Source organism: Crossiella sp. CA198 (assembly GCF_052078295.1).
GTDB lineage: Bacteria > Actinomycetota > Actinomycetes > Mycobacteriales > Pseudonocardiaceae > Crossiella.
Window position 1 is genome coordinate 14,036 of sequence record NZ_JBQJIM010000036.1, and the last position, 19,568, is coordinate 33,603.

The window sequence follows — 19,568 nt, forward strand, 5'->3', positions numbered from 1 at the left end:
GTCCTGACCGCGGAACCCGTTGCCCCGCACCGGGTTCCGCGGTCAGCTCCCCCTGATCTCAGTTGACCTGCCGGACGCTGCCGCCGTCGATCCGGAACTCCGCGCCGACGATCCACGCGGCCTGATCGGAGGCCAGGAACGCGACCACGTTGGCGATGTCCGCGGGCTGACCGGCACGCCCGGCGGGGATGCCGCCGACCAGGTCATGGAGCACGCCCACCGCGGCGTCCTTGTCCAGGCCCTGGCTGTCCTGGATGTGCTGGATGAAGTTGTCCACCGCCTCGGTCTGGATCAGTCCGGGGGCGACCCGGTTGACCCGCACCCCGCGCGGGGCGACCTCGGTGGCCAGCGATTTGCTGTAGACGTTGAGGGCTGCCTTGGCCGCGCCGTAGTGGGCCAGCGAGGACTCCGCGCGCAGGGCGGCGATCGAGCTGATGTGGATGATCACACCGCTGCCCCGCTCCAGCATGCCGGGCAGCAGCGCCCGGTCCAGCCGCACCGCGGCCAGCACGTTGAGCTGGTAGGCGTCGTTCCAGTGCTCCTCGGTCAGGTCGGCGACGCCGAGCGTGGACGGCGCCGCGCCACCGGCGTTGTCCACGATCACGTCGACCCCGCCGAGGATCTCCAGCGCCTCCGCGGCCAGCCCGGCCACCCCGGACTCGGTGGACAGATCAGCCTTGACGAACCGCACATTCGCGGGCAGCTCCCCTTCCGGCGCGGACCGGGCCGCGACCAGCACCGAGGCGCCCGCCCCGGCCAGCCGCGCGGCGATGCCCGCGCCAATCCCCTTGGTGCCCCCGGTGACGACGACCCGCTTACCCGACAGGCCGTCCTGACTCGCAACGTTATGGACCATGCGGTCCACAATGCCCATTCTGGACCGTCTAGTCAAATACAACTTCTTGACCTCCCCCGGCGCACAATGGGCCGATGCGCGAACTGATCGCCCCACTGCTCGCCTGGTACCGCGAGGGGCAGCCGTTCGCCCTGGCCACGGTGGTGCGCACGTGGCGGTCCGCGCCCCGGCAACCCGGTGCGGTGATGGCGGTGAGCGCGGCGGGCGAGGCGCTGGGCAGCGTGTCCGGCGGCTGTGTGGAGGGCGCGGTGTACGAGCTGGCCCAGGAGGTCCTGCGCACCGGCGTGCCGGAACTGGCCAGTTTCGGCGTCAGCGACGACGACGCCTTCGCGGTCGGCCTGACCTGCGGCGGCACCCTCCAGGTCTTCGTCCAGCCGGTAACGCCGCAGAGCTACCCCGAGTTCCCGGCCCTGGCCGAGTCCATCCAGTCGAGCACCCCGGTGGCCATCGCCACCCTGCTCGACGGCGCCCCCGCCCCCGGCAGGCATCTGCGGATCACCCCGGAGGACACCGCGGGCGCCCTCGGCTCACCCCGCCTGAACGAGGCCGTCCGCGACCACGCCCGCGGCATGCTCGCCTTGGGCAGCACCGGTTTCCTGCACATCGGCGCCGACGGCGAACAACGCGGCGACGACCTGTCCATCTTCGTCGAGTCCTTCGCCCCGCCACCCCGGATGCTGGTCTTCGGCGCCATCGACTTCGCAGGCGCGGTGGCCCGCATCGGCAAGTTCCTCGGCTACCACGTCACCGTCTGCGACGCCCGCCCGGTTTTCGCCACCGCCAAACGCTTTCCCGAGGCGGACGAACTCGTGGTGATGTGGCCGCACAAGTACCTCGCGGAGACCACGGTCGACGAACGCACCGCCATCTGCGTGCTCACCCACGACCCGAAATTCGACGTCCCGCTACTGGAACTGGCCCTGCGCGGCAACGCCGCCTACATCGGCGCGATGGGCAGCCGCCGCACCCACGAGGACCGCCTGACCCGGTTGCGGGAACTGGGTTTGACCGAATCCGAACTGTCCCGCCTGTCCTCCCCGATCGGCCTGGACCTGGGCGCGCGCACGCCGGAGGAGACCGCGGTGTCGATCGCGGCCGAGATCATCTCGTTGACCTGGGGTGGATCGGGCCGCCGTCTCGCCGAGACGGACAACCCGATCCACCGGCCGCAACCCTAGAAAGCAGCCTCAGTCGGCCAGCTTGGACAGGGCCGCGAACTGCTCGTCGGACAGCGTCACCCCGGCCCCGCCGAGGTTGTCCTCCAGGTGCGCCACCGACTTGGTGCCCGGGATGGGCAGCACCACCGGGGAGCGGCGGAGCAGCCAGGCCAGCGCGACCTGGGCGGGGGTGGCGCCGAGTTCCCCGGCCACCGCCGCGACCGGGCTGTCCGGCTTGGTCAGGTCGCCGGTGGCGATGGGGTACCAGGGGATGAACGCGATGTTCTCCTGGGTGGCGTGGTCCAGCAGGGCCTCGCTGGCGCGGTCGGTGAGGTTGTAGCGGTTCTGCACGCTGACGATCGGGGTGATCTTCCGCGCCTGCTCCAGCTCGGCCACGCTGACCTCGGACAGGCCGATGTGCTTGACCTTGCCCGCCTCGCGCAGTTCCACGAACGCGCCGAGCTGGTCGGCCAGTGGCACGGCCGGGTCGATGCGGTGCAGCTGGATCAGGTCGATGTGGTCCAGGCGCAGGTGGCGCAGGCTCAGTTCGACCTGCTGGGTCAGGTACTCCGGGCGGCCGGTGATGGCCCACTGGCCGGGGCCCTGGCGGGTGAAGCCCGCCTTGGTGGCGATCACCAGGTCGTCGCGATACGGGTGCAGGGCTTCGGCGATCAGCAGTTCGCTGACCAGGGGGCCGTAGGAGTCGGCGGTGTCGATGAAGGTGACGCCCAGCTCGACGGCGCGGCGGAGCACGGCCAGTGCGCCTTCGCGGTCGGCAGGCCAGTCCCAGACGCCGGGTCCGGTGATCTGCATGGCGCCGTAGCCGAGCCTGCCGACCGGGAGGTCGCCACCCAGCTCGAACCGGCCGCCGAGGAAGTTCTCTGTCACTGCTGAGATCCCTGCTTCAGTTGGAGTCGTATCCGGTGGACATTGCCAACGAACGCCAGCGGGCCGGTTCCTGTTCCATGTTCGCCAGTTTTCCCTCCACCCGGGCCACGTAGTCAGCCCCCAGTCGCAGCCGCGCGGGGGCCGCCGCGGGTGGCGAGGCCACGCAAGGCGGCGTCGGTCACGGCGTCGGCGAAGTCGGGGCCGACGGTGTCGTGGCCGGTCATCAGCCGGAAGATGGCCGGGCCGAAGAGCAGGTCGATGGCCACCTCGACGTCCACGTCGGCCCGCAGTTCGCCCCGGTCCACGCCGCGGGCCCACACCGTGCGCACGCCTTCGCGGCGGCTGTGCAGGAAGCGTTCGACGAACATCCGCTTGCCGGTCTCGTCGCCGTGCACGCCCGCGATCAGCCCGGCGAAGGTCTGCCCGTCGGCGGAGCTGTAGAAGGCGAACACCGAGCGCACGAGTTCGCGCAGGTCAGTGTGGGCGGAGCCGGTATCGGGCAGTGCCACCTGGGTGGCCATGTGCTCGGCGAAGGCCTCGATGGCCACCGCGGTCTTGTTGGGCCAGTGCTTGTAGATGGTCGCCTTGCTCACCCCGGAGCGAGTGGCGATGGCGTCCACGGTCAGCTCGGGTCCGGGTTCCCGCATCAGTTCGGTGGCGGCCTTGAGCACCGCCGCCCTGGCCCGCTGGCTGCGCGGCCGCAGGGTGGCGGGTCCGGTTTTCTGCTCGGTCACGGTCCTGTGGGTACCACAGCCTGGTTGGGGATGCCGCTCAACTGGACTTTCAGCCAGGTGGGCAGGGCGCCGAGTTTCCAGTCCCGGTGCACCCGCCCGTCGACGGTGACCGACTGGAGGTACTGGCCGCTGCCGCCGGTGTCGATCAGCGTCGGCGGGCGGCCGTCCGGGGCGATGAGGGTGCGCGGGAACAGCGGGGTGGCGAGCAGGAGTTCGGCGCTGCCCGGGGTGCGCGGGAACAGGCCGAGCGCGCCGAAGACGTACCAGGCGGACATGGTGCCGAGGTCGTCGTTGCCGGGCAGGCCGCCGGGTCCGGTGCGGTAGGCGGTGTCCACCAGCCGCCGCACGGTTTCCTGGGTTTTCCACGGCCGGCCGAGTTCGTTGTACAGCCAGGGCGCGTGGATGCCGGGCTCGTTGGTGGGGTCGTAGCGCAGCGGTCCGCCGCCGGGCTGGAAGAACTCGTCCAGCCGCCGCAGCGCGATGTCCTTGCCGCCCATGGCTTCGGCGAGTCCGCTGACATCTTGCGGCACCATCCACACGTAGGTGGCCGCACTGCCCTGGGCGAACCCCTGTTGACTGGCCGGGTCGAACGGGCCGAGCCAGGACCCGTCGAGCCTGCGGGCCTGGATGTAGCCGGTGGCGGGGTTGAACACGTTGCGCCAGTAGGTTCCGCGCTGCCGCAGTTCGGCGGCTTCCTTGTCCCGCCCCAGTTGTGCCGCCCACCGGCTGAGCGCGTCGTCGGCGACCGAGGCTTCCAGGGTTTCCGCCGCGCCGCCCCAGCAGTGGCAGACGTCGTGCGCGCTGTACCGGGATTGGACATATTGTGCCAGATTCGGCCGTTGCCCAACACATTGGCCGGGACAGCCCGCGTCCAGGAGGCCCTCCGGGCGGGGCACGGTGGCCTGCCGGTAGAGCGAGTCGAACGCACCGGCGGCGTCGAAGTCGCGCACGCCCATGGCGTGGAAGGTGGCCAGGGTGGCGGCGGAGGGGTCACCGGTCATCACGTGGGTGGCGCCGTTGACGTGCACCCACCGGTCCCACACACCGTCGTTCTGGCGGGCGTAGTTGTACAGCGACTGCGCGAAGTTCCCGGCCACCCGGGGTTGCAGCAACGCCAGCAACTGGATCTGCGCCCGGTACTGGTCCCACCCGGAGAAGTTCCCGTACTGCGCGTCCTGCCCCGCGGCGAGCCGGTGCACCCGCCGGTCCATACCGAGGTAGCGACCGTCCACATCGGACACCAGATTGGGTTGCTGGAAAGCATGGTAGAGCGCGGTGTAGAACACGGTCCGCTGATCCGCACTGCCACCCGCGATCCGGATCCGCCGCAGTTCCCGGTCCCAGGCCCGGAAACCGTCCCGCGCCACGCTGTCCACGGTGTCCGAGCCCCGGATCTCCCGCCGCAGATTCCCTTCCGCACCAGGCAGATCAACGTAGGAGATACCGATCCGCATCCGCACCGAACTGCCCGGCGCGAAGCTCAGATACCCACCGGACCCCCGCCCCGCCCGATCCGCCCCAGTCGCGTAACCCTCGCCGCCACTGATCTCGGTCCCGCCCGGCGTGATCGTGCCGTCCCGCCACACCCCGGTGCCGATCACCGGCTGGTCGAACTCGGCGGTGAAGTGCAGCCGGTAGTAACTCTTGCGGTTGTTGACCCCACCATTGGCCCGCCGCCCGCAGAACGCGCCGGTGAGCACGGATCCGGTGACCCGCCGCCCGGCCGGATCCAGCCGGATGTCGGCATCCTCGCTACCGTTGAGCGAGTTGGAGGTGCGGAAGAGCAAGTTCGCCGGTTTGCCCGCGGGGAAGGCGAAGTCGGCGATCCCGGCCCGGTCGGTGACCGCGAGATCGGCCCGTGCCCCGGAAGCCAGCCCAACCGAGTACCGACCCGGCCGCGCCACCTCATCCGCATGCGAGAAATCACTGGCGTACACGGAATCGGTGACATCCGCACTCGGCGACCCGGCCATCGCCCCCGCATGCGGAAAGATCGGCACATCCCCCGCCGCCCCCGGATTGCACCCGGCCCCGTTGACATGCGTCAACGAGAACCCCCGCACCCGGGTCACGTCATAGGAATATCCATTGGCCGCCCCAGTCCCGGTCTGATCACCCCGGGTGCTGGTCGGACTCCACGCGATCATCCCAAACGGCCGCTGTGCCCCCGGAAAAGTGTTCCCATCCCGAGCCGACCCGATCAACGGATCAACAACCCCCGCAAGCTCCCCAACCCACCCTCGCTCCCGAGCCTCCCCCACCCCACCCGCGAGCAGAACCCCAACCAGCCCAACCACAACCCCACGCCACCACACCACCCGCCGACCCTCCCACACCCCCAACCCCACCCCCGCCCCCTGTCCACCATCGGCCACCCACCCCACCCTCACCCCCACCCGAGTGTTGGCCGTTCTCGTACGGTGCGTTGGCCGTTGTCGTACGGTGCGTTGGCCGTTCCGGTACGCCTCGTTGGCCGTTGTCGTACAACTCTGTTCGCGAATCGGCGACCCGATCCGCACCCCGTACCACTTGAGCCAACCGGTACGCCCACTTGAGCCAAACCGGCGTACCAGTTGGCCCAACTCGGCGTCCACAACCGCCAACTCGGCGTCCGGAACGGCCAACTCGGCGTACGAGATCGGCCAACACTCGCGGGGATCGGGGGTGTCGGTGGGCGGCGGTACGCTGGAAATCGGGGGGCCGAGGGCCGCGCTTGATCTTGCTGGGAGCTGTGGTGGCTGAGGTTGTGGCGGGGCAGGGTGGTCCGGCAGGGCGGCGGGCGGCGGGCCTTGGGTGGGTTGCCGGGGTTGTGGTGAACCTGGGGTTGGGGATTTTCGCGTTCTTTCCGCTGGTGTTCACCCGGTTGCTGGTGTCCGCGATTGGTTTCCGGCTGGGGGATTACTCCGGGTTCGAGGCTCGGGACGGGATTGACCTGGTGGTGCTCATGGCCGGGTTGTGCTGGGTGGTGTTCCTGCCGGTGTGGTTCTTGGCCAACAAGCTGATCGTGCGCTGGACCGCGGTGCCGCAGCGGCCGTACTGGCTGGTCGCGGCGGGGTTGCCGCTGGTGTTGTTCCTGGCGGACATCGTCTTTGACCTTGGCCTGGTGCGGGCGGTGTTCTGACTCAGCCGCGGGTCCGCTTGATGATCTTCTCCAGTTCGGCCACGGTCCAGGTCTCGGTGGCCTCGGTGGTGATGCCCAGGCCGAACAGTGCCTGGGCTCCTGGCGAGTCCTGCTCGTCGAGGATGCCCAGCAGGATGTGTTCGGTGCCGATGTAGTTGTGGCCCAGGCGCAGCGCGACCCGGCCGGTCAGTTCGAGCACCTTGATCGCGGCGGGCGTGAACGGGACCTGTTCGGTCACCTCCTCGACCGGGTCCGGCAGCATCACGGTGACCGCCGCGCGCACCTGGTCCGCGGTGACGCCCTGGGCCAGCAATGCCTTGACCGCCAGGCCATCCGGCTCGCTGAGCAGGCCGAGCACCAGGTGTTCGGGGGTGCCCTTGCCGCTGCGCGCGGTGCGGGCTTCCTCCTGCGAGGCGACCACCACCTTGCGCGCGCGGTCGGTGAATCGGCTGAACATGCTCAGGTCCAAGGTCTCGCCGCCTTCCTTCGGCACGAATCGCTTCTGCGCGGCCTGTTTGGTCACGCCCATGCTGCGGCCGATCTCGGTCCAGGAGGCGCCGGAGCGGCGGGCCTGGTCCACGAAGTGGCCGATGAGGTGGTCGGCGAGTTCGCCGAGGCGCTCGCCGAGCACCACCGCGTCCTCCAACTGGTGCAGGGCGTCGCGGTCGGGGTCCTGGTTCCGCACGGCGGACATCCCGCGCACGATGCTGATGAATTCGTCGAGCCGAGGTACGTTCTCCATGTCGTCAACTCTAGGTTGACGATTCCAAGCCGTCAACCTTGGGTTGACGATCGGCGGCTCTGTCAAGATGGACGGGTGGCTCAGGGAGGCGTATCCGGCCTGGTGACCGGCGCGGTCTTCAACACCGCTGAGCGGCAGCACCTGTCGCTGGCGGGTTCGATTCCCGTCCGCCTCCGCCACCGAGGACTCCCCCGATGACCGATCCCCGCCGGCACATCCCGCGCACCGACGCCCTGCTGGCCGACCCTGAACTGGCCGCCGCCGCGCACATCCTCGGCCGGGACACGGTGAAGGCCGCCATCACGCACGCCCAGGACCTGGCCCGATCCGGGCAGATCCGCCCCGGCGAGGTGGCCGCGCACGCCCTGGCCGCGTTGCCGAGGACCGCGAGCAGCCTGCGCCCGGTGCTCAACGCGACCGGCGTGCTGGTGCACACCAACCTCGGCCGCGCCCCGCTCTCCGCCGCCGCGATCACCGCGATCACCGCGGCGGCCGGGCCGACCGATGTGGAGTTCGACCTGGTCACCGGTGCCCGCGCGCGCCGCGGCCGGGCCGCGCTGGCCGCGCTGGCCGCCGCGGTGCCCGAGGCGGGTGGCGTGCACGTGGTCAACAACAACGCCGCGGCCCTGCTGCTGTGCGCGCTGGCCATGGCCGCCGGGCGGGAGATCGTGATCAGCCGCGGCGAGCTGGTGGAGATCGGCGACGGCTTCCGCATCCCGGAGCTGTTGCGCAGCACCGGCGCCCGGTTGCACGAGATCGGCACCACCAACCGGGTGCACCCGCGTGACTACGCCGAGGCCGTCGGGCCGGAGACCGGGTTCATCCTCAAGGTGCACCCGTCCAACTTCCAGGTCACCGGGTTCACCTCCACTGTGGACACCGCGGAGCTGGTGGGGCTGGGGGTGCCGGTGGTGGTGGACATCGGTTCCGGCCTGCTCCGCCCGCATCCGCTGCTGCCCGCGGAACCCGACGCCGCCACCGTGTTGCGGGCCGGGGCGACCCTGGTGACCGCGAGCGGGGACAAGCTGCTGGGCGGACCGCAGGCCGGGCTGCTACTCGGCGCGGCGGAGGTCATCGAGCGGTTGCGCAGGCATCCGGCGGCCCGCGCGCTGCGGGTGGACAAACTTACCCTGGCTGCCCTGGAAGCCACCCTGCGTGGCCCGGAAACCCCGGTGGCACAGGCACTTGCCGCCGATCAGGCCGAACTGCTGGCCCGTGCGAAGCACCTCGCGGCCGCACTGACCGAAGCCGGAATCGACGCGGTGGCAACGGAGAGCACCGCCGCGGTCGGTGGCGGGGGCGCGCCGGGGGTGGAGCTGCCGAGTGCCGCGGTCAGTCTGCCCGAGCGGTACGCGGCGACTCTGCGGGCGCTGGCGGTGGTGGGACGGGTGGAACGCGGACGTTGCCTGCTCGACCTGCGGACCGTTGCGCCACAACAGGATCCGGCGCTACTGGCGGCGGTGCTGGCGGTGCCGCGCTGATGCGGGTGGTGGCCACCGCCGGGCACGTGGACCACGGCAAGTCCACCCTGGTCCGGCTGCTGACCGGGATGGAACCGGACCGCTGGGCCGAGGAACGCCGCCGTGGCCTGACCATCGACCTGGGCTTTGCCTGGACCACTTTGTCCGGCAGAGAGATCGCGTTCGTGGACGTGCCGGGGCATCAGCGGTTCGTGCCGAACATGCTGGCCGGGATCGGGCCGGTGCCCGCGGCGCTGTTCGTGGTCGCGGCGGATGAGGGCTGGAAACCGCAGTCCGCCGAACACCTCGCCGCCCTGCGCGCACTCGACGTCCGGCACCTGCTGCTGGTGATCACCCGCGCGGACCTGGCCGACCCGGAACCCGCGCTGTCCCAGGCGAAACAGCACCTCGGCGACGTGCCACACGTCGTGGTCAGCGGGAAGACCGGGCAGGGTTTGGACGAGTTGCGGGCCGCGATCCTCGCGCTGGTCGACCGGCTGCCGGATCCCGAACCGGCGGCGGATGTGCGGCTGTGGCTGGATCGCTCGTTCACCGTGGGCGGCGCGGGCACGGTCGTCACCGGAACGCTGGCGGCGGGCTCGATCGGCAAGGGCGCGGAACTCCAGCTCGCCTCCACCGGCGAGATCCTGCGCGTGCGCGGGCTGCACACCCTGGGACGGCAGGCGGAATCGGTGTCCGCGGTGGCCCGGATCGCGGTCAACCTGCGCGGGATCGACCGCACCGCGCTGATCCGCGGGGACGCGTTGCTAACCCCCGGCCGCTGGCTCACCTCGACGGTGGTCGATGTCCTGGTGACGGCCGAGTTGCCCAGGGAACTGGTGGTGCACGTGGGATCGGCGGCGGTACCAGCGCACGTCCGTCCATTGGGGACAGTCGGAGCCCGGCTGACACTGGCCCGGCCGCTGCCCCTGCGGATCGGGGATCGGGTGCTGCTCAGGGATCCCGGGCGGGGCGAGGTACTGGGCGGGGCGACGGTCGCCGACCTCGGCCCGCGACCGTTGCGCCGCCGGGGCGCGGCCACCGCCAGGGCGGCCGAACTGACCGGCGACCCCCTAGTCATCCACTTGCGCACCAAGGGTTTCGCCCGATCCGCGGAACTACGGGCAGCCGGGCTGCGGGAGCCGACAGCGGTGATCGGTGACTGGCACGCCGATCCCACGCACTGGGCCGGGCTGATCCGGGCTGTGTCAGGGGAAGTCGAGTCCTGGCAGCGGGCCCATCCGCTGGAACCGGGCATGCCCGCCGAGGTGCTGCGGCAGCGCCTGGAACTGCCCGATGCCGCGCTGATCACGCCGTTGCTCCAGGCAGCGGGGCTGAGCGTCGAGGCAGGGCGAGTGGGGGCGGTGGCGTTGCCCACGCGGATCGAGCAGGCACTGGCCACACTCACGGCTGGGCTGACCGAGAACCCGTTCGCCGCCCCGGATTCCGGGCGGTTGGCCGAGTTGGGCCTGGGTGGCAAGGAAGTGGCGGCGGCGGTGCGGGCCGGGCGACTGGTGCGGATCGCGGAGGGCGTGGTGCTGTTGCCGGACGCGGTGGCGCGGGCCGGTCAGGTGTTGGCCGGACTGACGCCGCCGTTCACGCTGAGCCAGGCGCGGCAGGCCCTGGACACCAGCCGCCGGGTCGCGGTGCCGTTGCTGGAGTTGCTGGACCGGCGCGGGATCACCGAGCGGCTGGCGGACTCGACCCGGCGACTGCGCTGACTCAGCGCAGGCTGGGCGCCAGCCAGGCGGTCAGCGCCAGCAACACCCCGGCGGCCAGCACGGGCAGCAGCCAGGGGCCGGGCACCGGTGGCGCGAACGTGGCCGCCAGCGTCGCGACCGCGGCCAGTGCGGCGCGCAGCACCGTGGCCCAGGTGGCCGGGGATCGTGCGTTGAAACAGCCGCAGGGTGTGCCGGGCCTGGTGCGCACCAGGATCACCAGATAGCCGGTGAAGGCCAGGTAGAGGGTCGCCTGCGGGAGCAGCAGCGGACGCGGCAGTGCGGGCAGCAGCACGGTGCTGGCGGTGAGCGCTCCGGCCGGGAGTTCGGTCGCGGGCGTGAGCAAGGACACCGGCACGTGCAGCCGCGCCGGCAGCAGGCGCTGGGCACGGAGCGTGGCCAGGAACAGGCGGCGTTCGCGCAGGTGGCCGAGTCCGGCTACCAACAGGAGCAGTGCGGCGCCGAGCGCAGCGGCGTTGAGCACGGCGGAGAGCACTCGAAGAGGGTAGCCGGACACCCGAATGACGGCTGTTGATCGTCTCCCCCGCCGTGTTTCATGGACCAGCCCTGGTGAGAGGAAAGGTATGGCCACCCAGCAGTTGACGCTGACCGCGCCCAGCGGGCGCCGGGTGAGCGTCACGCTGCCCGCGCACACCCCGGTGTCCAGTGTCGCCGCCGGTGTCCGGTTCGCCGGTGGCGTGTACGGCACCGGCTTCCAGATCGGCCCGCGCGGTTACCACGAGTTCGCGGTCACCGAGGTCGCGCCGATGCGGCAACGGGAGCGATTCCTGGTGCACGGCAGGGAGGTCGTGGTCGCCGAAGCGGTCGACGGACAGTCCTCGCTGGCCACCCTGTTCGGTGTCTACCACGAGCTGATGACCGTCTACTCCGGACCCGCGCCGCACCGGGACGCGGTGTTCGCGCTGTTCAACTCGTTGCGGGTCAAGGACACCATGGACGGGATGATCGTGCGGCCCCGCACGGCCACCATGCTGGACCTGATGCACGAGCAGCTCATGCTCGCCGTGCGCGATCACGGTTCACTGTCCATTCCCGGGCCTGGCCAGGCCGCCGCGGTCACCCCGCGGTTCGCCGGGGCCCGCACCCGGCACGGCGAGGTGTGGAAAACGCCCTACCCTGGCGCGGAAGGCTCGGCGCGGGCCAGTGATCACGCGTTTGTGCTGGGCTGCCCGGCGGGCACGGCTGAGGTGCACCTCAGCGACACCACCGTTACCTCCGAACGGCAACGGCTCGACTGGTTGAACGAGATCAACGTCGTCTGGCACGACGCGAACTGAGACGGGTACCCGCCGATGTCACCGGCCATGGCTTTCAACATCATCACCTGGGTCGCGATCCTGGTGCTGTTCCTCGGACTCGCCGCGGTGCTGCGGGAGATCCGGTTGCTGCGCAACGAGGTCCGGCGCAGTCCGGACGCCTTCGCGGCCGCGCCCCCAGAGCTGCTGCTCGGGCCGCGGTTCACCGGACGCGGGCGGCGGATCGTGCTGGCCGCGGACTCCGGCTGCCCGCTCTGTCTGGCCGTGCTGGAGCGGCTGCTGGCCGTCTCGCCCGGCTCGGTGCTGCTCACCCACGAGCCGGAAGCGTTGTGGGCCAGGGTGTCCGGTCAACTGGAGATCGTCAGCGACCCCGAGGTGTGGCGCGCGGTCTCGCACCTGTCGCCGCCGGTGCTGATGCTGGTGGACGGCTCCGGCCGGGCCGAACGGGTGCACCTGCCGGTGCGGGTGGCCGAGGTCGACATGGTGCTGGCCGAATGGCAGCAGATCGTGGTGCGGGGGCACGCCGATGCCGCTTGACCTCAACGACATCCCCGCCGTCGATCAGGCCCCGGCGGACGCGAAACCGACCACGGCGTTGCGGCGCCTGGACTTCACCGGCAGCCGCCGCACCCTGTTCAAGGCGATCGCCCTGGGCGCGGTGACGGTGGGCGCGAGCGCGCTCAACCTGTTCGGCGCGCGACCGGCCGCCGCGGAGACCGGTCCGTACGGCCTGTCCGGCTGGGACCGCAACGACTGCAAGGACGCCTATCCCACCGGTTACGCCGAGGTGGGTGACACCACCGGCGCCTACGTCAACACCTACCCCGCCTGCCTCTCCGGCTACTGGCGCGGCTCAGTGTACTGCGAGGCAGGCTGGCACAAATACGGCACCTACCAGAACGGCGCGGTGCAAAGCCAGCACGTGCCCATGTCCACCTCCTGCGGCACCTCCACCATGAAGAACTCGTGGAAGTGGACCACCCCGGACGGCAAGGTGTGGCGCTGCTCTGACGGCCACTCGACGTACTGGGGACCAGGCCACAATGGACAGACCTACCTGACGATCTGCCGGGCCTTGGTCCAGTGATCCGGCGCCGCTGGCATCCGCTGGCGGGAGCCCTCGCCGTACTCGCCTTCGCCGCCGCCGCAACGGGTTTGCCGGTGCTCGCGGGCTGGCTGGCCATGGGTGCCGCAGCCGGGTTCGCCACCAGCGGCTCCACCTGAAGCAGGAACTCAGCGCTGGTGCTGGGCTCGCCGGTCTGGCGAGGCACTTCGGCGGTGGCCTTCTGCCTGGGACTCCTGGGTGGCGGCGTGGTCACCGCGACCGTACTGGTGGTGGTGGGCTCGTTGGTGCGGGCTCCGCTGCCTCCGCCCGTGCCCTGGCTGCTGGTCGGGCTGATGCTGATAGTGGTGCTGGGCAAGGAGTCCGGGCTACTGCGGATCACCCTGCCGGAGAACCGGCGGCTGGTGCCGGAGACAGTGTTCCGGCTGGGCAGGCACCTCGGGCCGTTGCAGTTCGGACTGGAGATGGGCACCGGTGCGCGCACCTACCTGCCGAGTGGATTGCCTTATGTGGCCGCGGTCGCGGTGCTGTGCACGGCTTCCTTCCCGGCCGCGTTGTGCGCCGGACTGGGTTTTGGCCTGGGGCGGGCGTTGATGACCACGGCGAACCTGCGCTACGGCGAGAGCGGGGCCTGGGACGCGGCGTGGACCGGCCATCGCCGCGTCCTGACCCTGCTGCTGTGGTGCGCCTTCGGTGTGGCGTTGCTGGTGTTGCTGCTCAGCGATCCGTCAGTGCGTAGGCCCTGAACACGGTCTGGGTGACCGAGTTGCCCCCGGCGTCGGTGGCGGCCAGCCGGAGCGTGGCGAAACCGTTGCCGGGTGGGTGGTTGAGCAGGGTGTAGCCGCTGTTGCCGAAGCGCAGCACCGGGGCTCTGGCCCAGGTCGCGCCGTCGTCGTAGGAGACCTCGGCGGACAGCGCGGTCAGCGGCGCGGCCGGGGCGCCGGGCTGGTGGTGTGCGGTGAGGTGCAGCAGGTAGGGCAGTCCGGCCGGGGCCCGGTTGTGCTCATCGACCTGCCCGGTGGCGCGGATCACCAGCAGTGGCAACGCTTTCCCGGCCACACCGGAGTCCTGGAAGGTCCAGCGCACGTCGGCGCGGGTGCCGAGCACGGACCAGGGCACACTGCGGGTCGCGGTGGTGTGCACGGTGTAGCGGCCCGCGGTGGTCGGCACGGTGAACACGCCCGAGCCTGCCGTGTCGGCGGCGCCCAGGTCCTGGCCGTCCCTGGACAGCGTGGTGCGGCCGGTCATGCCCGCCTGCGGTGGTTCGGTGACCAGCACCGGATCGTTGCCGGACAACAGCGGCACGCCGACGCTGAGCCGGTCGCCGGTGCGCTGGGTGCCCCAGCCGTGTTCGGGGTCGCCGAAGGCCGGGCCGAGCGGGGCCCGGTTCCAGGCGGCCGTGCTGCGCCCTGGGCGCAGGGTGCGGACCACCCAGTGCAGTTCGACATCGGAGCCGTCGGCCAGTCGCACGCCGAGCAACTGCTGCCAGCTGACGTCCGGATGCGCGGTGAAGTACTCGATCCGCTTGGCTGGCAAGGTGTACAGGTAGGGGGCGAACACGCCGATGGTGGTGCCGGGGACCGGCAGCCGGGCGTAGTCGGCGCGCAGCCCGGAGGTGGGCGCGCCCTGGTCGTGGTAGCGACTGTCCACTCTGGCCAGTTCGTGGTCGCGGATGCGGCGGTCCAGGGTGGCCGGGATGCGGCCGCGTTCCAGGAAGGCCAGGTGGTAGAGGTACGGGGTGGGGCCGTCGGCCGGGTGGGACGGGCCGTAGGTGGCGCGCTGGAAGTAGGCGTAGACGTGGTCGGTGACCGTGCCGGGGGTCGCGGCGGCGAACAACTGCTGGCCTGGACCGGAGTTCCAGGTCAGGGTCGAGGTGCGGACGCCGGTCCGCTCCCCCGACACCAGGCCGAACTCGCCGAACTGGTGCCGGGCGTCCGGGCGGTCGAGGGTGGCCCGGACCGGTGTCGCGGTGGTCCCGTCCAGGGTCAGTTCGGTGTCACGGTCGAGGGTGAGGTTGGTGCGGGACAACAGGGTCACCACGGTCCAGTTCGCGGCCAGGTCGAGGGCGTTGAGGTCGTAGCGGCCCTTGGGCAGCCGCAGCACGGCGGTGCCGGTGGCGTCGAAGCGCGGGCCGGTGACCGCGCCGGTGCCGGTGTGCACGGCCTGGGCCAGCGCGGCGGCGAACTGGCCACCGCGACTGCGGATCTTCAGCGTCAGCTGGTAGCTCTCCGGTTCGAGGACCGCGCCGATCGCGGTGCGCACGGCGATCCCGGGCGCGGTGGCGGTGAGCCGGGTGGACTGCGGACCGGCCGCCCCGTTGGAGCGGGCGGTGACCGTCACCTCGGCGCTGCCCCCGGCGGGCACGGTGATCTGCTTGGCGGACAACAAGAATGCCGGATTCTGTTCCAGCGCCAGGGTCAGCGTGACCGGGGTGACGCCGTCGTTGTGGTAGCGGACGGTCTTGGCCGCGGACTGCCGGTAGTTCAGGAACCCGAAGCTCAGGCTGCCGCTGCTCCACACCGGCTGGCTGATCGCTCGGTCCACGTCCACCCGCCCGGCACCCTGCTCGAATACTCCGGCGGTGGGCTTGGCGCTGCTCATCAGCTGCGGCTTGAGCCGGTCGACCGTCCACTGTGGATGCTGTTGCAGCAGCAGTGCGGCCGCGCCGGTGACGTGCGGGGCGGCCATCGAGGTGCCGCTGGCCCTGGCGTGCCGCTCGCCCACCGGCTCGGCGTCGCCGGTGGGGGTGCCGGGAACCCTGGCGGAGACGATGCCGCTGCCGGGGGCGGCCAGATCGGGTTTGACCGCGTGGTCGCCGAAGCGGGGGCCGTGGCTGGTGAACGGGCTGGGCTTGTCCTCGGCGGTGACGCTGCCGACCGCGAGCGCGGCATCGGCCGCGGCGGGTGCGGTGACCCCGGCCATGGGGTCCGGCGGGTCGAGGGAACGGTCGTTGCCCGAGGCGACCACGAACAGGGTGCCGTGCTTGGCGCTCAACGTGTTCAGCGCCACCGACACCGGGTCGGCGCCGTCGGTGGTGTCGCCGCCGAGGCTGAGGTTGACCACCTTGGCCCGGGGCGCGATCCACTCCATCCCGGCGATGACCATCGAGTCCGGGCAACCGAAGGACACGCACACCTTGCCGCTGACCAGTTTCGCGTCCGGGGCGACACCGCGGTACCGGCTGTCGGCCGAGGCGATGATCCCGGCCACGTGCGTGCCGTGACCGAGGTCGTCGCCGCCCTGCGGCAGGGTGCCGGTGAAGTCCTGCTGTGCCAGGAGTTTCCCGGCCAGGTCGGGGTGGGTGCCGTCCACACCGGAGTCGAGCAGGCCGATGGTGACGCCCGCGCCGGTGAGTCCGCGCTGCCAGGCCGCGGGTGCGCCGACCTGCGGCACGCTGGTGGCCAGGGTGGGTTTGGCGACCCCGTCCAGCCACACCTTGGCCAGTCCGGCCGGCCTGCCGCGCACCCAGTTCCAGAACTCCGTGCCCTGCCCGCGCACGGCCGCGCCGTTGATGGCGGGCAGCGCGCGCACGGCTTTCGCGCCAACGGGACTGGCCGCGCGGGCGCCGGTGAGGATGAGCGGGGTGTCCGCACTCCGTTGCGCGGCCAGTGCGGTGACGTCGAACAGGCGTGGGTCCAGGCGGCCCTCGTTGAGCAGCGGGACCGCGTCCGCGGGCACCACCCGGTGGTGCGCCCCGTCCTTGCCGGTGCTGGTCTCGCGCACGAAACCCAGCCGTTCCCGGCCGGGCGCGGGCTGCACCAGCACGGTGACCGCGCCGTCCCTGGCGGTGTTCAGCAGCACCCGGTCGCCGGTGACCAGCGTCACGGTCCGACTGTCCTTTGTGGCCACCGACGGCGCGGCCGGGGCGGCCATGGCCGGTTCACCCACCGGCAGCAACGCGGCTACCAGTACCAGTGCGGCCATTCGGACGAAGTGGACACCACCTGTTCGGCGGTCGGAGTTCCAGGACACTGGCGGAGTATCACCGGGTTGGCGCAAGGGGTGTAGCCGCCAGGCAGGTGACGGCCTCACCCGGTCGGCGGGTTCAGCCCAGATCGCGGCGGCGCAGTCCGAGCAGCCCGGATCCGGCCAGTAGCAAGGTCACCGCCGTCAAGGCCAGTAGCGGAACTGTGGCGAACTCGCCGCCGGAAAGCACCTTCGGGATGTGGTGGAAGGGCACGATCTGGTTGGCCAGCCAGTAGTCCACGCCCAGCACCGGACCGAGCTGCTCGCCGACCAGGTTGACCAGCAGCCACACCGTCCAGGAGATGGCCGCCGCCGCACGGGGCAGGAAACCGAAGGCCAGCACCGCGACCGCGCCGATCGTCCAGGCCGCCGGGACCTGCACCAGCGCGCCCAGCAGCACCCGGCCGAACTGTGCACCGTCCGAAGTGGACAGTGTGTGCACGGTGGCCGCGGTCAGGCCACCGGCCAGCAGCATGCTCGCGGTGCCCAGCAGCGCGAAGGCGAGGTGACTCAATGCCCAGCGGGTCCGGCCGACCGTGGTGGACAGGGTCAGCTCGGCCCGCCCGTCCGCCTCCTCGCCGCGCAGTCGCAGCGTGACCAGCATCGGGTACAGCGCGGCCACCCCGCCCAGGCTGAGCATGATCAGCCACAGGTAGGTGTCGGCGATGCCCGCGTCGGGGCTGGCGGCGTAGCGCCGGAAGAACTCCTGGATGGCCGGTCCGCCGCGCCCGGCGATCTCCGGCATGCCCTTGGCCACCGCGGCGGTGGCCGCCCCGGCCACGGCGAACCCGGCGGTCCAGCCCAGCAACTGACCCCGGTGCAACCGCCAGGCCAGCCCGAACGCCGAGCTGAGGCCGGCTGCGGCGACCGCCGGTCCGGTGCGCGTGGGCAGCACCCCGGCGCCGAGGTCGCGGCGGGACACCAGGTTCGCGGCCAGCGCGGTGAGCAGCACGGTGGCGGTCAGCGGCAGCAGCAGCACGGCCCAGCGCGGGTCGCCGGTGGGTTCCAGGAGGTGACTCCAGCCGGTGGGGCTGAACCAGCGCAGCCACCGCACGCCGCTGCCGTCGGCGAGGAAACGCAGCAGGTAGGCCAGGCCGAAGCCGGTGGCGGCCAGCGCGGTGGCGGTGCGGGCGCGTGGGGTGAGCTGGGCGGTGAGCGCGGCCAGTGCGGCGAAGACCAGTCCGGGCGCGGCCACCGCGAGCCCGAACGCGACCGCGTTGACCAGGGCGAATCCCATGATCAGCAGGCCGACGGTCACCAGCAGCCCGGTGCCGAGCGCGGCGGTCCAGGTGAGCAGCAGGGCCGCGGCGAGCACCGCGTGGCGGCCGAGCACCCCGGCGCCCAGGAGTTCGGCGCGGCCGGACTCTTCCTCGGCGCGGGTGTGCCGGACGGTGATCAGGATCGCCATCAGCGAGGTCAGCGCGTAGGCGATGTCGCTGATCTTCCACCCGGTCAGCGCGGCCAGTCCGCTGCCGTGCGCCTGCCCGGTGAAGGCGCTCAGCGCGGCGTTGCCAGTGACCTCGGTGAGGAAGGCCCGTTGCAGGTCCGCGGTGGGGAACAGGCCCGCGTACTGCACGGCGGTGCCGATCACCAGCAGCGTGATCAGGCCGGTCCAGCCGGGCAGCAGCAGCCGGTCGCGGCGCAGGAACAGGCGGAACAGCAGGCCGGCGCCGGTCATCGGCCCGCCTCGTAGTGCCGCAGGAACAGCTCCTCCAGGGTCGGCGGATGACTGGCCAGCGCGCTGATCCCGGCCTGCGCGAGCCTGCCCAGCACCGGGCCGAGCTGATCGGGTTCGACCTGGCAGCGCAGCCGATTGCCCTCGATGCTCAGCTCGTGCACGCCGGGCAGTTCCGGCGCGGGACCGGTCAGCTCGGCGGTGATCGAGGTGCGGGTGAGGTGCCGCAGCTCGGCGAGGGTGCCGGTCTCCACGGTGCGACCGGCCCGCACGATGCTGACCCGGTCGCACAGCGTCTCCACCTCGGAGAGGATGTGGCTGGACAGCAGGATGGTGCGGCCGCGATCGCGTTCCTCGGCCACGCACTGCTGGAACACCGCCTCCATCAACGGATCCAGCCCCGAGGTCGGCTCGTCCAGGATCAGCAGGTCCACGTCGGCGGCGAACGCGGCGACCAGGGCCACCTTCTGCCGGTTGCCCTTGGAGTAGGCCCGCCCACGCACCCGAGGATCCAGCTCGAACCGGTCCAGCAGCTCGGCCCGGCGCGCGGGATCCAGCCCGCCGCGCAACCGGCCGAGCAGGTCGATGGCCTCCCCGCCGGTGAGGTTGGGCCACAGGGTGACGTCGCCGGGCACGTAGGCCAGCCGCCGGTGCAGCGTGGTGGCCTCCCGCCAGGGGTCGCCGCCGAACAGCTTGGCCCGCCCCGCGTCCGCGCGGATCAGCCCGAGCAGCACCCGGATGGCCGTCGACTTGCCCGCGCCGTTGGGTCCGAGGAAGCCGTGCACCTCCCCCGCAGCCACGGCGAGGTCGAGCCCGTCCAGCGCACGCGTCCGACCAAAGCTCTTGACCAGGCCGGACACCTCGATCACTGAAGTCACGACACAGAAGCTACACACTCTTCACAAACTTGT

General features: G+C 71.5%; 18 protein-coding genes and 1 tRNA gene. 10 read left to right on the forward strand and 9 right to left on the reverse strand.

Annotated elements, in window-relative coordinates; translation table 11 throughout:
- Positions 1 to 58 precede the first annotated feature (58 nt).
- Complete coding sequence (locus ACTOWY_RS39680; protein ID WP_441314751.1) at positions 59 to 856, reverse strand: SDR family oxidoreductase; 798 nt, start codon at positions 854 to 856, stop codon at positions 59 to 61.
- 74 nt (positions 857 to 930) lie between these two features.
- Here ACTOWY_RS39680 and ACTOWY_RS39685 point away from each other — a divergent pair, with 74 nt between their 5' ends.
- The gene (locus ACTOWY_RS39685) at positions 931 to 2,034 is read left to right on the forward strand and encodes an XdhC family protein (RefSeq protein WP_441314752.1); all 1,104 of its coding nucleotides are present in this window, start codon (positions 931 to 933) and stop codon (positions 2,032 to 2,034) included.
- Positions 2,035 to 2,043: 9 nt separating this feature from the next.
- On the opposite strand, the gene ACTOWY_RS39690 is transcribed toward ACTOWY_RS39685, so the two are convergent.
- From ACTOWY_RS39690 to ACTOWY_RS39700, 3 genes are all read right to left on the reverse strand, one after another.
- Positions 2,044 to 2,901 (reverse strand): aldo/keto reductase, encoded by an 858-nt coding sequence (locus tag ACTOWY_RS39690; RefSeq protein WP_441314753.1) that lies wholly within the window; start codon positions 2,899 to 2,901, stop codon positions 2,044 to 2,046.
- Positions 2,902 to 3,014: 113 nt separating this feature from the next.
- Positions 3,015 to 3,635 carry a TetR/AcrR family transcriptional regulator gene (locus ACTOWY_RS39695; RefSeq protein WP_441314754.1) on the reverse strand — a complete coding sequence of 207 codons (621 nt, stop codon included), beginning with the start codon at positions 3,633 to 3,635 and terminating at the stop codon, positions 3,015 to 3,017.
- Positions 3,632 to 5,983 carry a GH92 family glycosyl hydrolase gene (locus ACTOWY_RS39700; protein WP_441314806.1) on the reverse strand — a complete coding sequence of 784 codons (2,352 nt, stop codon included), beginning with the start codon at positions 5,981 to 5,983 and terminating at the stop codon, positions 3,632 to 3,634. The genes ACTOWY_RS39695 and ACTOWY_RS39700 overlap by 4 nt, the downstream gene beginning before the upstream one ends.
- 386 nt (positions 5,984 to 6,369) lie before the next feature.
- On the opposite strand from ACTOWY_RS39700, the gene ACTOWY_RS39705 reads away from it, so the two are divergent.
- Positions 6,370 to 6,756: a hypothetical protein gene (locus ACTOWY_RS39705; protein ID WP_441314755.1), complete on the forward strand. Its 387-nt coding sequence runs from the start codon at positions 6,370 to 6,372 to the stop codon at positions 6,754 to 6,756.
- Position 6,757: 1 nt separating this feature from the next.
- Here the strand turns inward: ACTOWY_RS39705 and ACTOWY_RS39710 are convergent, their stop codons facing one another.
- Complete coding sequence (locus ACTOWY_RS39710) at positions 6,758 to 7,498, reverse strand: Clp protease N-terminal domain-containing protein (RefSeq protein ID WP_441314756.1); 741 nt, start codon at positions 7,496 to 7,498, stop codon at positions 6,758 to 6,760.
- A gap of 84 nt (positions 7,499 to 7,582) precedes the next feature.
- Between ACTOWY_RS39710 and ACTOWY_RS39715 the strand changes: the two genes are divergently transcribed.
- The 3 genes from ACTOWY_RS39715 (at position 7,583) to selB (ending at position 10,679) form a co-directional block, all read left to right on the forward strand.
- A tRNA-Sec gene (locus ACTOWY_RS39715) sits at positions 7,583 to 7,677 on the forward strand.
- A 15-nt stretch (positions 7,678 to 7,692) separates the two neighbouring features.
- Positions 7,693 to 8,979, forward strand: a complete 1,287-nt coding sequence (selA, locus tag ACTOWY_RS39720; protein ID WP_441314757.1) for an L-seryl-tRNA(Sec) selenium transferase — start codon at positions 7,693 to 7,695, stop codon at positions 8,977 to 8,979.
- On the forward strand, positions 8,979 to 10,679 hold the full coding sequence (gene selB, locus ACTOWY_RS39725; protein WP_441314758.1) for a selenocysteine-specific translation elongation factor: 1,701 nt from the start codon (positions 8,979 to 8,981) through the stop codon (positions 10,677 to 10,679). Before selA ends, selB begins: the two co-directional genes overlap by 1 nt.
- Before the next feature lies 1 nt (position 10,680).
- On the opposite strand, the gene ACTOWY_RS39730 is transcribed toward selB, so the two are convergent.
- Complete coding sequence (locus ACTOWY_RS39730; RefSeq protein ID WP_441314759.1) at positions 10,681 to 11,172, reverse strand: MauE/DoxX family redox-associated membrane protein; 492 nt, start codon at positions 11,170 to 11,172, stop codon at positions 10,681 to 10,683.
- Between the two features lie 88 nt (positions 11,173 to 11,260).
- Here ACTOWY_RS39730 and ACTOWY_RS39735 point away from each other — a divergent pair, with 88 nt between their 5' ends.
- From ACTOWY_RS39735 to ACTOWY_RS39755, 5 genes are read left to right on the forward strand one after another with little or no spacing between them, the layout of a single operon-like run.
- Positions 11,261 to 11,974: a hypothetical protein gene (locus ACTOWY_RS39735; RefSeq protein ID WP_441314760.1), complete on the forward strand. Its 714-nt coding sequence runs from the start codon at positions 11,261 to 11,263 to the stop codon at positions 11,972 to 11,974.
- A gap of 27 nt (positions 11,975 to 12,001) precedes the next feature.
- Complete coding sequence (locus ACTOWY_RS39740) at positions 12,002 to 12,490, forward strand: hypothetical protein (RefSeq protein ID WP_441314761.1); 489 nt, start codon at positions 12,002 to 12,004, stop codon at positions 12,488 to 12,490.
- Positions 12,480 to 13,040, forward strand: a complete 561-nt coding sequence (locus tag ACTOWY_RS39745) for a hypothetical protein (protein ID WP_441314762.1) — start codon at positions 12,480 to 12,482, stop codon at positions 13,038 to 13,040. Before ACTOWY_RS39740 ends, ACTOWY_RS39745 begins: the two co-directional genes overlap by 11 nt.
- Positions 13,037 to 13,177, forward strand: coding sequence for a hypothetical protein (locus ACTOWY_RS39750; protein ID WP_441314763.1), 141 nt, complete (start codon positions 13,037 to 13,039; stop codon positions 13,175 to 13,177). The genes ACTOWY_RS39745 and ACTOWY_RS39750 overlap by 4 nt, the downstream gene beginning before the upstream one ends.
- A 54-nt stretch (positions 13,178 to 13,231) precedes the next feature.
- Entirely contained in the window at positions 13,232 to 13,762 is a 531-nt protein-coding gene (locus tag ACTOWY_RS39755) for a hypothetical protein (protein WP_441314764.1), read from the forward strand.
- Here the strand turns inward: ACTOWY_RS39755 and ACTOWY_RS39760 are convergent.
- The 3 genes from ACTOWY_RS39760 to ACTOWY_RS39770 all read right to left on the reverse strand — a co-directional run bounded on the left by ACTOWY_RS39760 (position 13,734) and on the right by ACTOWY_RS39770 (position 19,535).
- Complete coding sequence (locus ACTOWY_RS39760) at positions 13,734 to 16,940, reverse strand: S8 family peptidase (RefSeq protein ID WP_441314765.1); 3,207 nt, start codon at positions 16,938 to 16,940, stop codon at positions 13,734 to 13,736. The two genes, ACTOWY_RS39755 and ACTOWY_RS39760, sit on opposite strands and share 29 nt — an antisense overlap.
- A gap of 121 nt (positions 16,941 to 17,061) precedes the next feature.
- Positions 17,062 to 18,660 (reverse strand): ABC transporter permease, encoded by a 1,599-nt coding sequence (locus ACTOWY_RS39765; protein ID WP_441314766.1) that lies wholly within the window; start codon positions 18,658 to 18,660, stop codon positions 17,062 to 17,064.
- Positions 18,657 to 19,535, reverse strand: coding sequence for an ABC transporter ATP-binding protein (locus ACTOWY_RS39770; RefSeq protein WP_441314767.1), 879 nt, complete (start codon positions 19,533 to 19,535; stop codon positions 18,657 to 18,659). Before ACTOWY_RS39770 ends, ACTOWY_RS39765 begins: the two co-directional genes overlap by 4 nt.
- Between the last annotated feature and the right edge of the window lie 33 nt (positions 19,536 to 19,568).

What these genes read in the sequence shown, in the direction of transcription:
- selB (WP_441314758.1), top strand. Translation starts at nt 8,979, where the DNA reads ATGCGGGTGGTGGCCACCGCCGGGCACGTGGACCACGGCAAGTCCACC.
- ACTOWY_RS39745 (WP_441314762.1), top strand. Translation starts at nt 12,480, where the DNA reads ATGCCGCTTGACCTCAACGACATCCCCGCCGTCGATCAGGCCCCGGCG.
- selA (WP_441314757.1), top strand. Translation starts at nt 7,693, where the DNA reads ATGACCGATCCCCGCCGGCACATCCCGCGCACCGACGCCCTGCTGGCC.
- ACTOWY_RS39710 (WP_441314756.1), bottom strand. Translation starts at nt 7,498, where the DNA reads ATGGAGAACGTACCTCGGCTCGACGAATTCATCAGCATCGTGCGCGGG.
- ACTOWY_RS39765 (WP_441314766.1), bottom strand. Translation starts at nt 18,660, where the DNA reads ATGACCGGCGCCGGCCTGCTGTTCCGCCTGTTCCTGCGCCGCGACCGG.
- ACTOWY_RS39760 (WP_441314765.1), bottom strand. Translation starts at nt 16,940, where the DNA reads ATGGCCGCACTGGTACTGGTAGCCGCGTTGCTGCCGGTGGGTGAACCG.
- ACTOWY_RS39735 (WP_441314760.1), top strand. Translation starts at nt 11,261, where the DNA reads ATGGCCACCCAGCAGTTGACGCTGACCGCGCCCAGCGGGCGCCGGGTG.
- ACTOWY_RS39740 (WP_441314761.1), top strand. Translation starts at nt 12,002, where the DNA reads ATGGCTTTCAACATCATCACCTGGGTCGCGATCCTGGTGCTGTTCCTC.
- ACTOWY_RS39680 (WP_441314751.1), bottom strand. Translation starts at nt 856, where the DNA reads ATGGTCCATAACGTTGCGAGTCAGGACGGCCTGTCGGGTAAGCGGGTC.
- ACTOWY_RS39685 (WP_441314752.1), top strand. Translation starts at nt 931, where the DNA reads ATGCGCGAACTGATCGCCCCACTGCTCGCCTGGTACCGCGAGGGGCAG.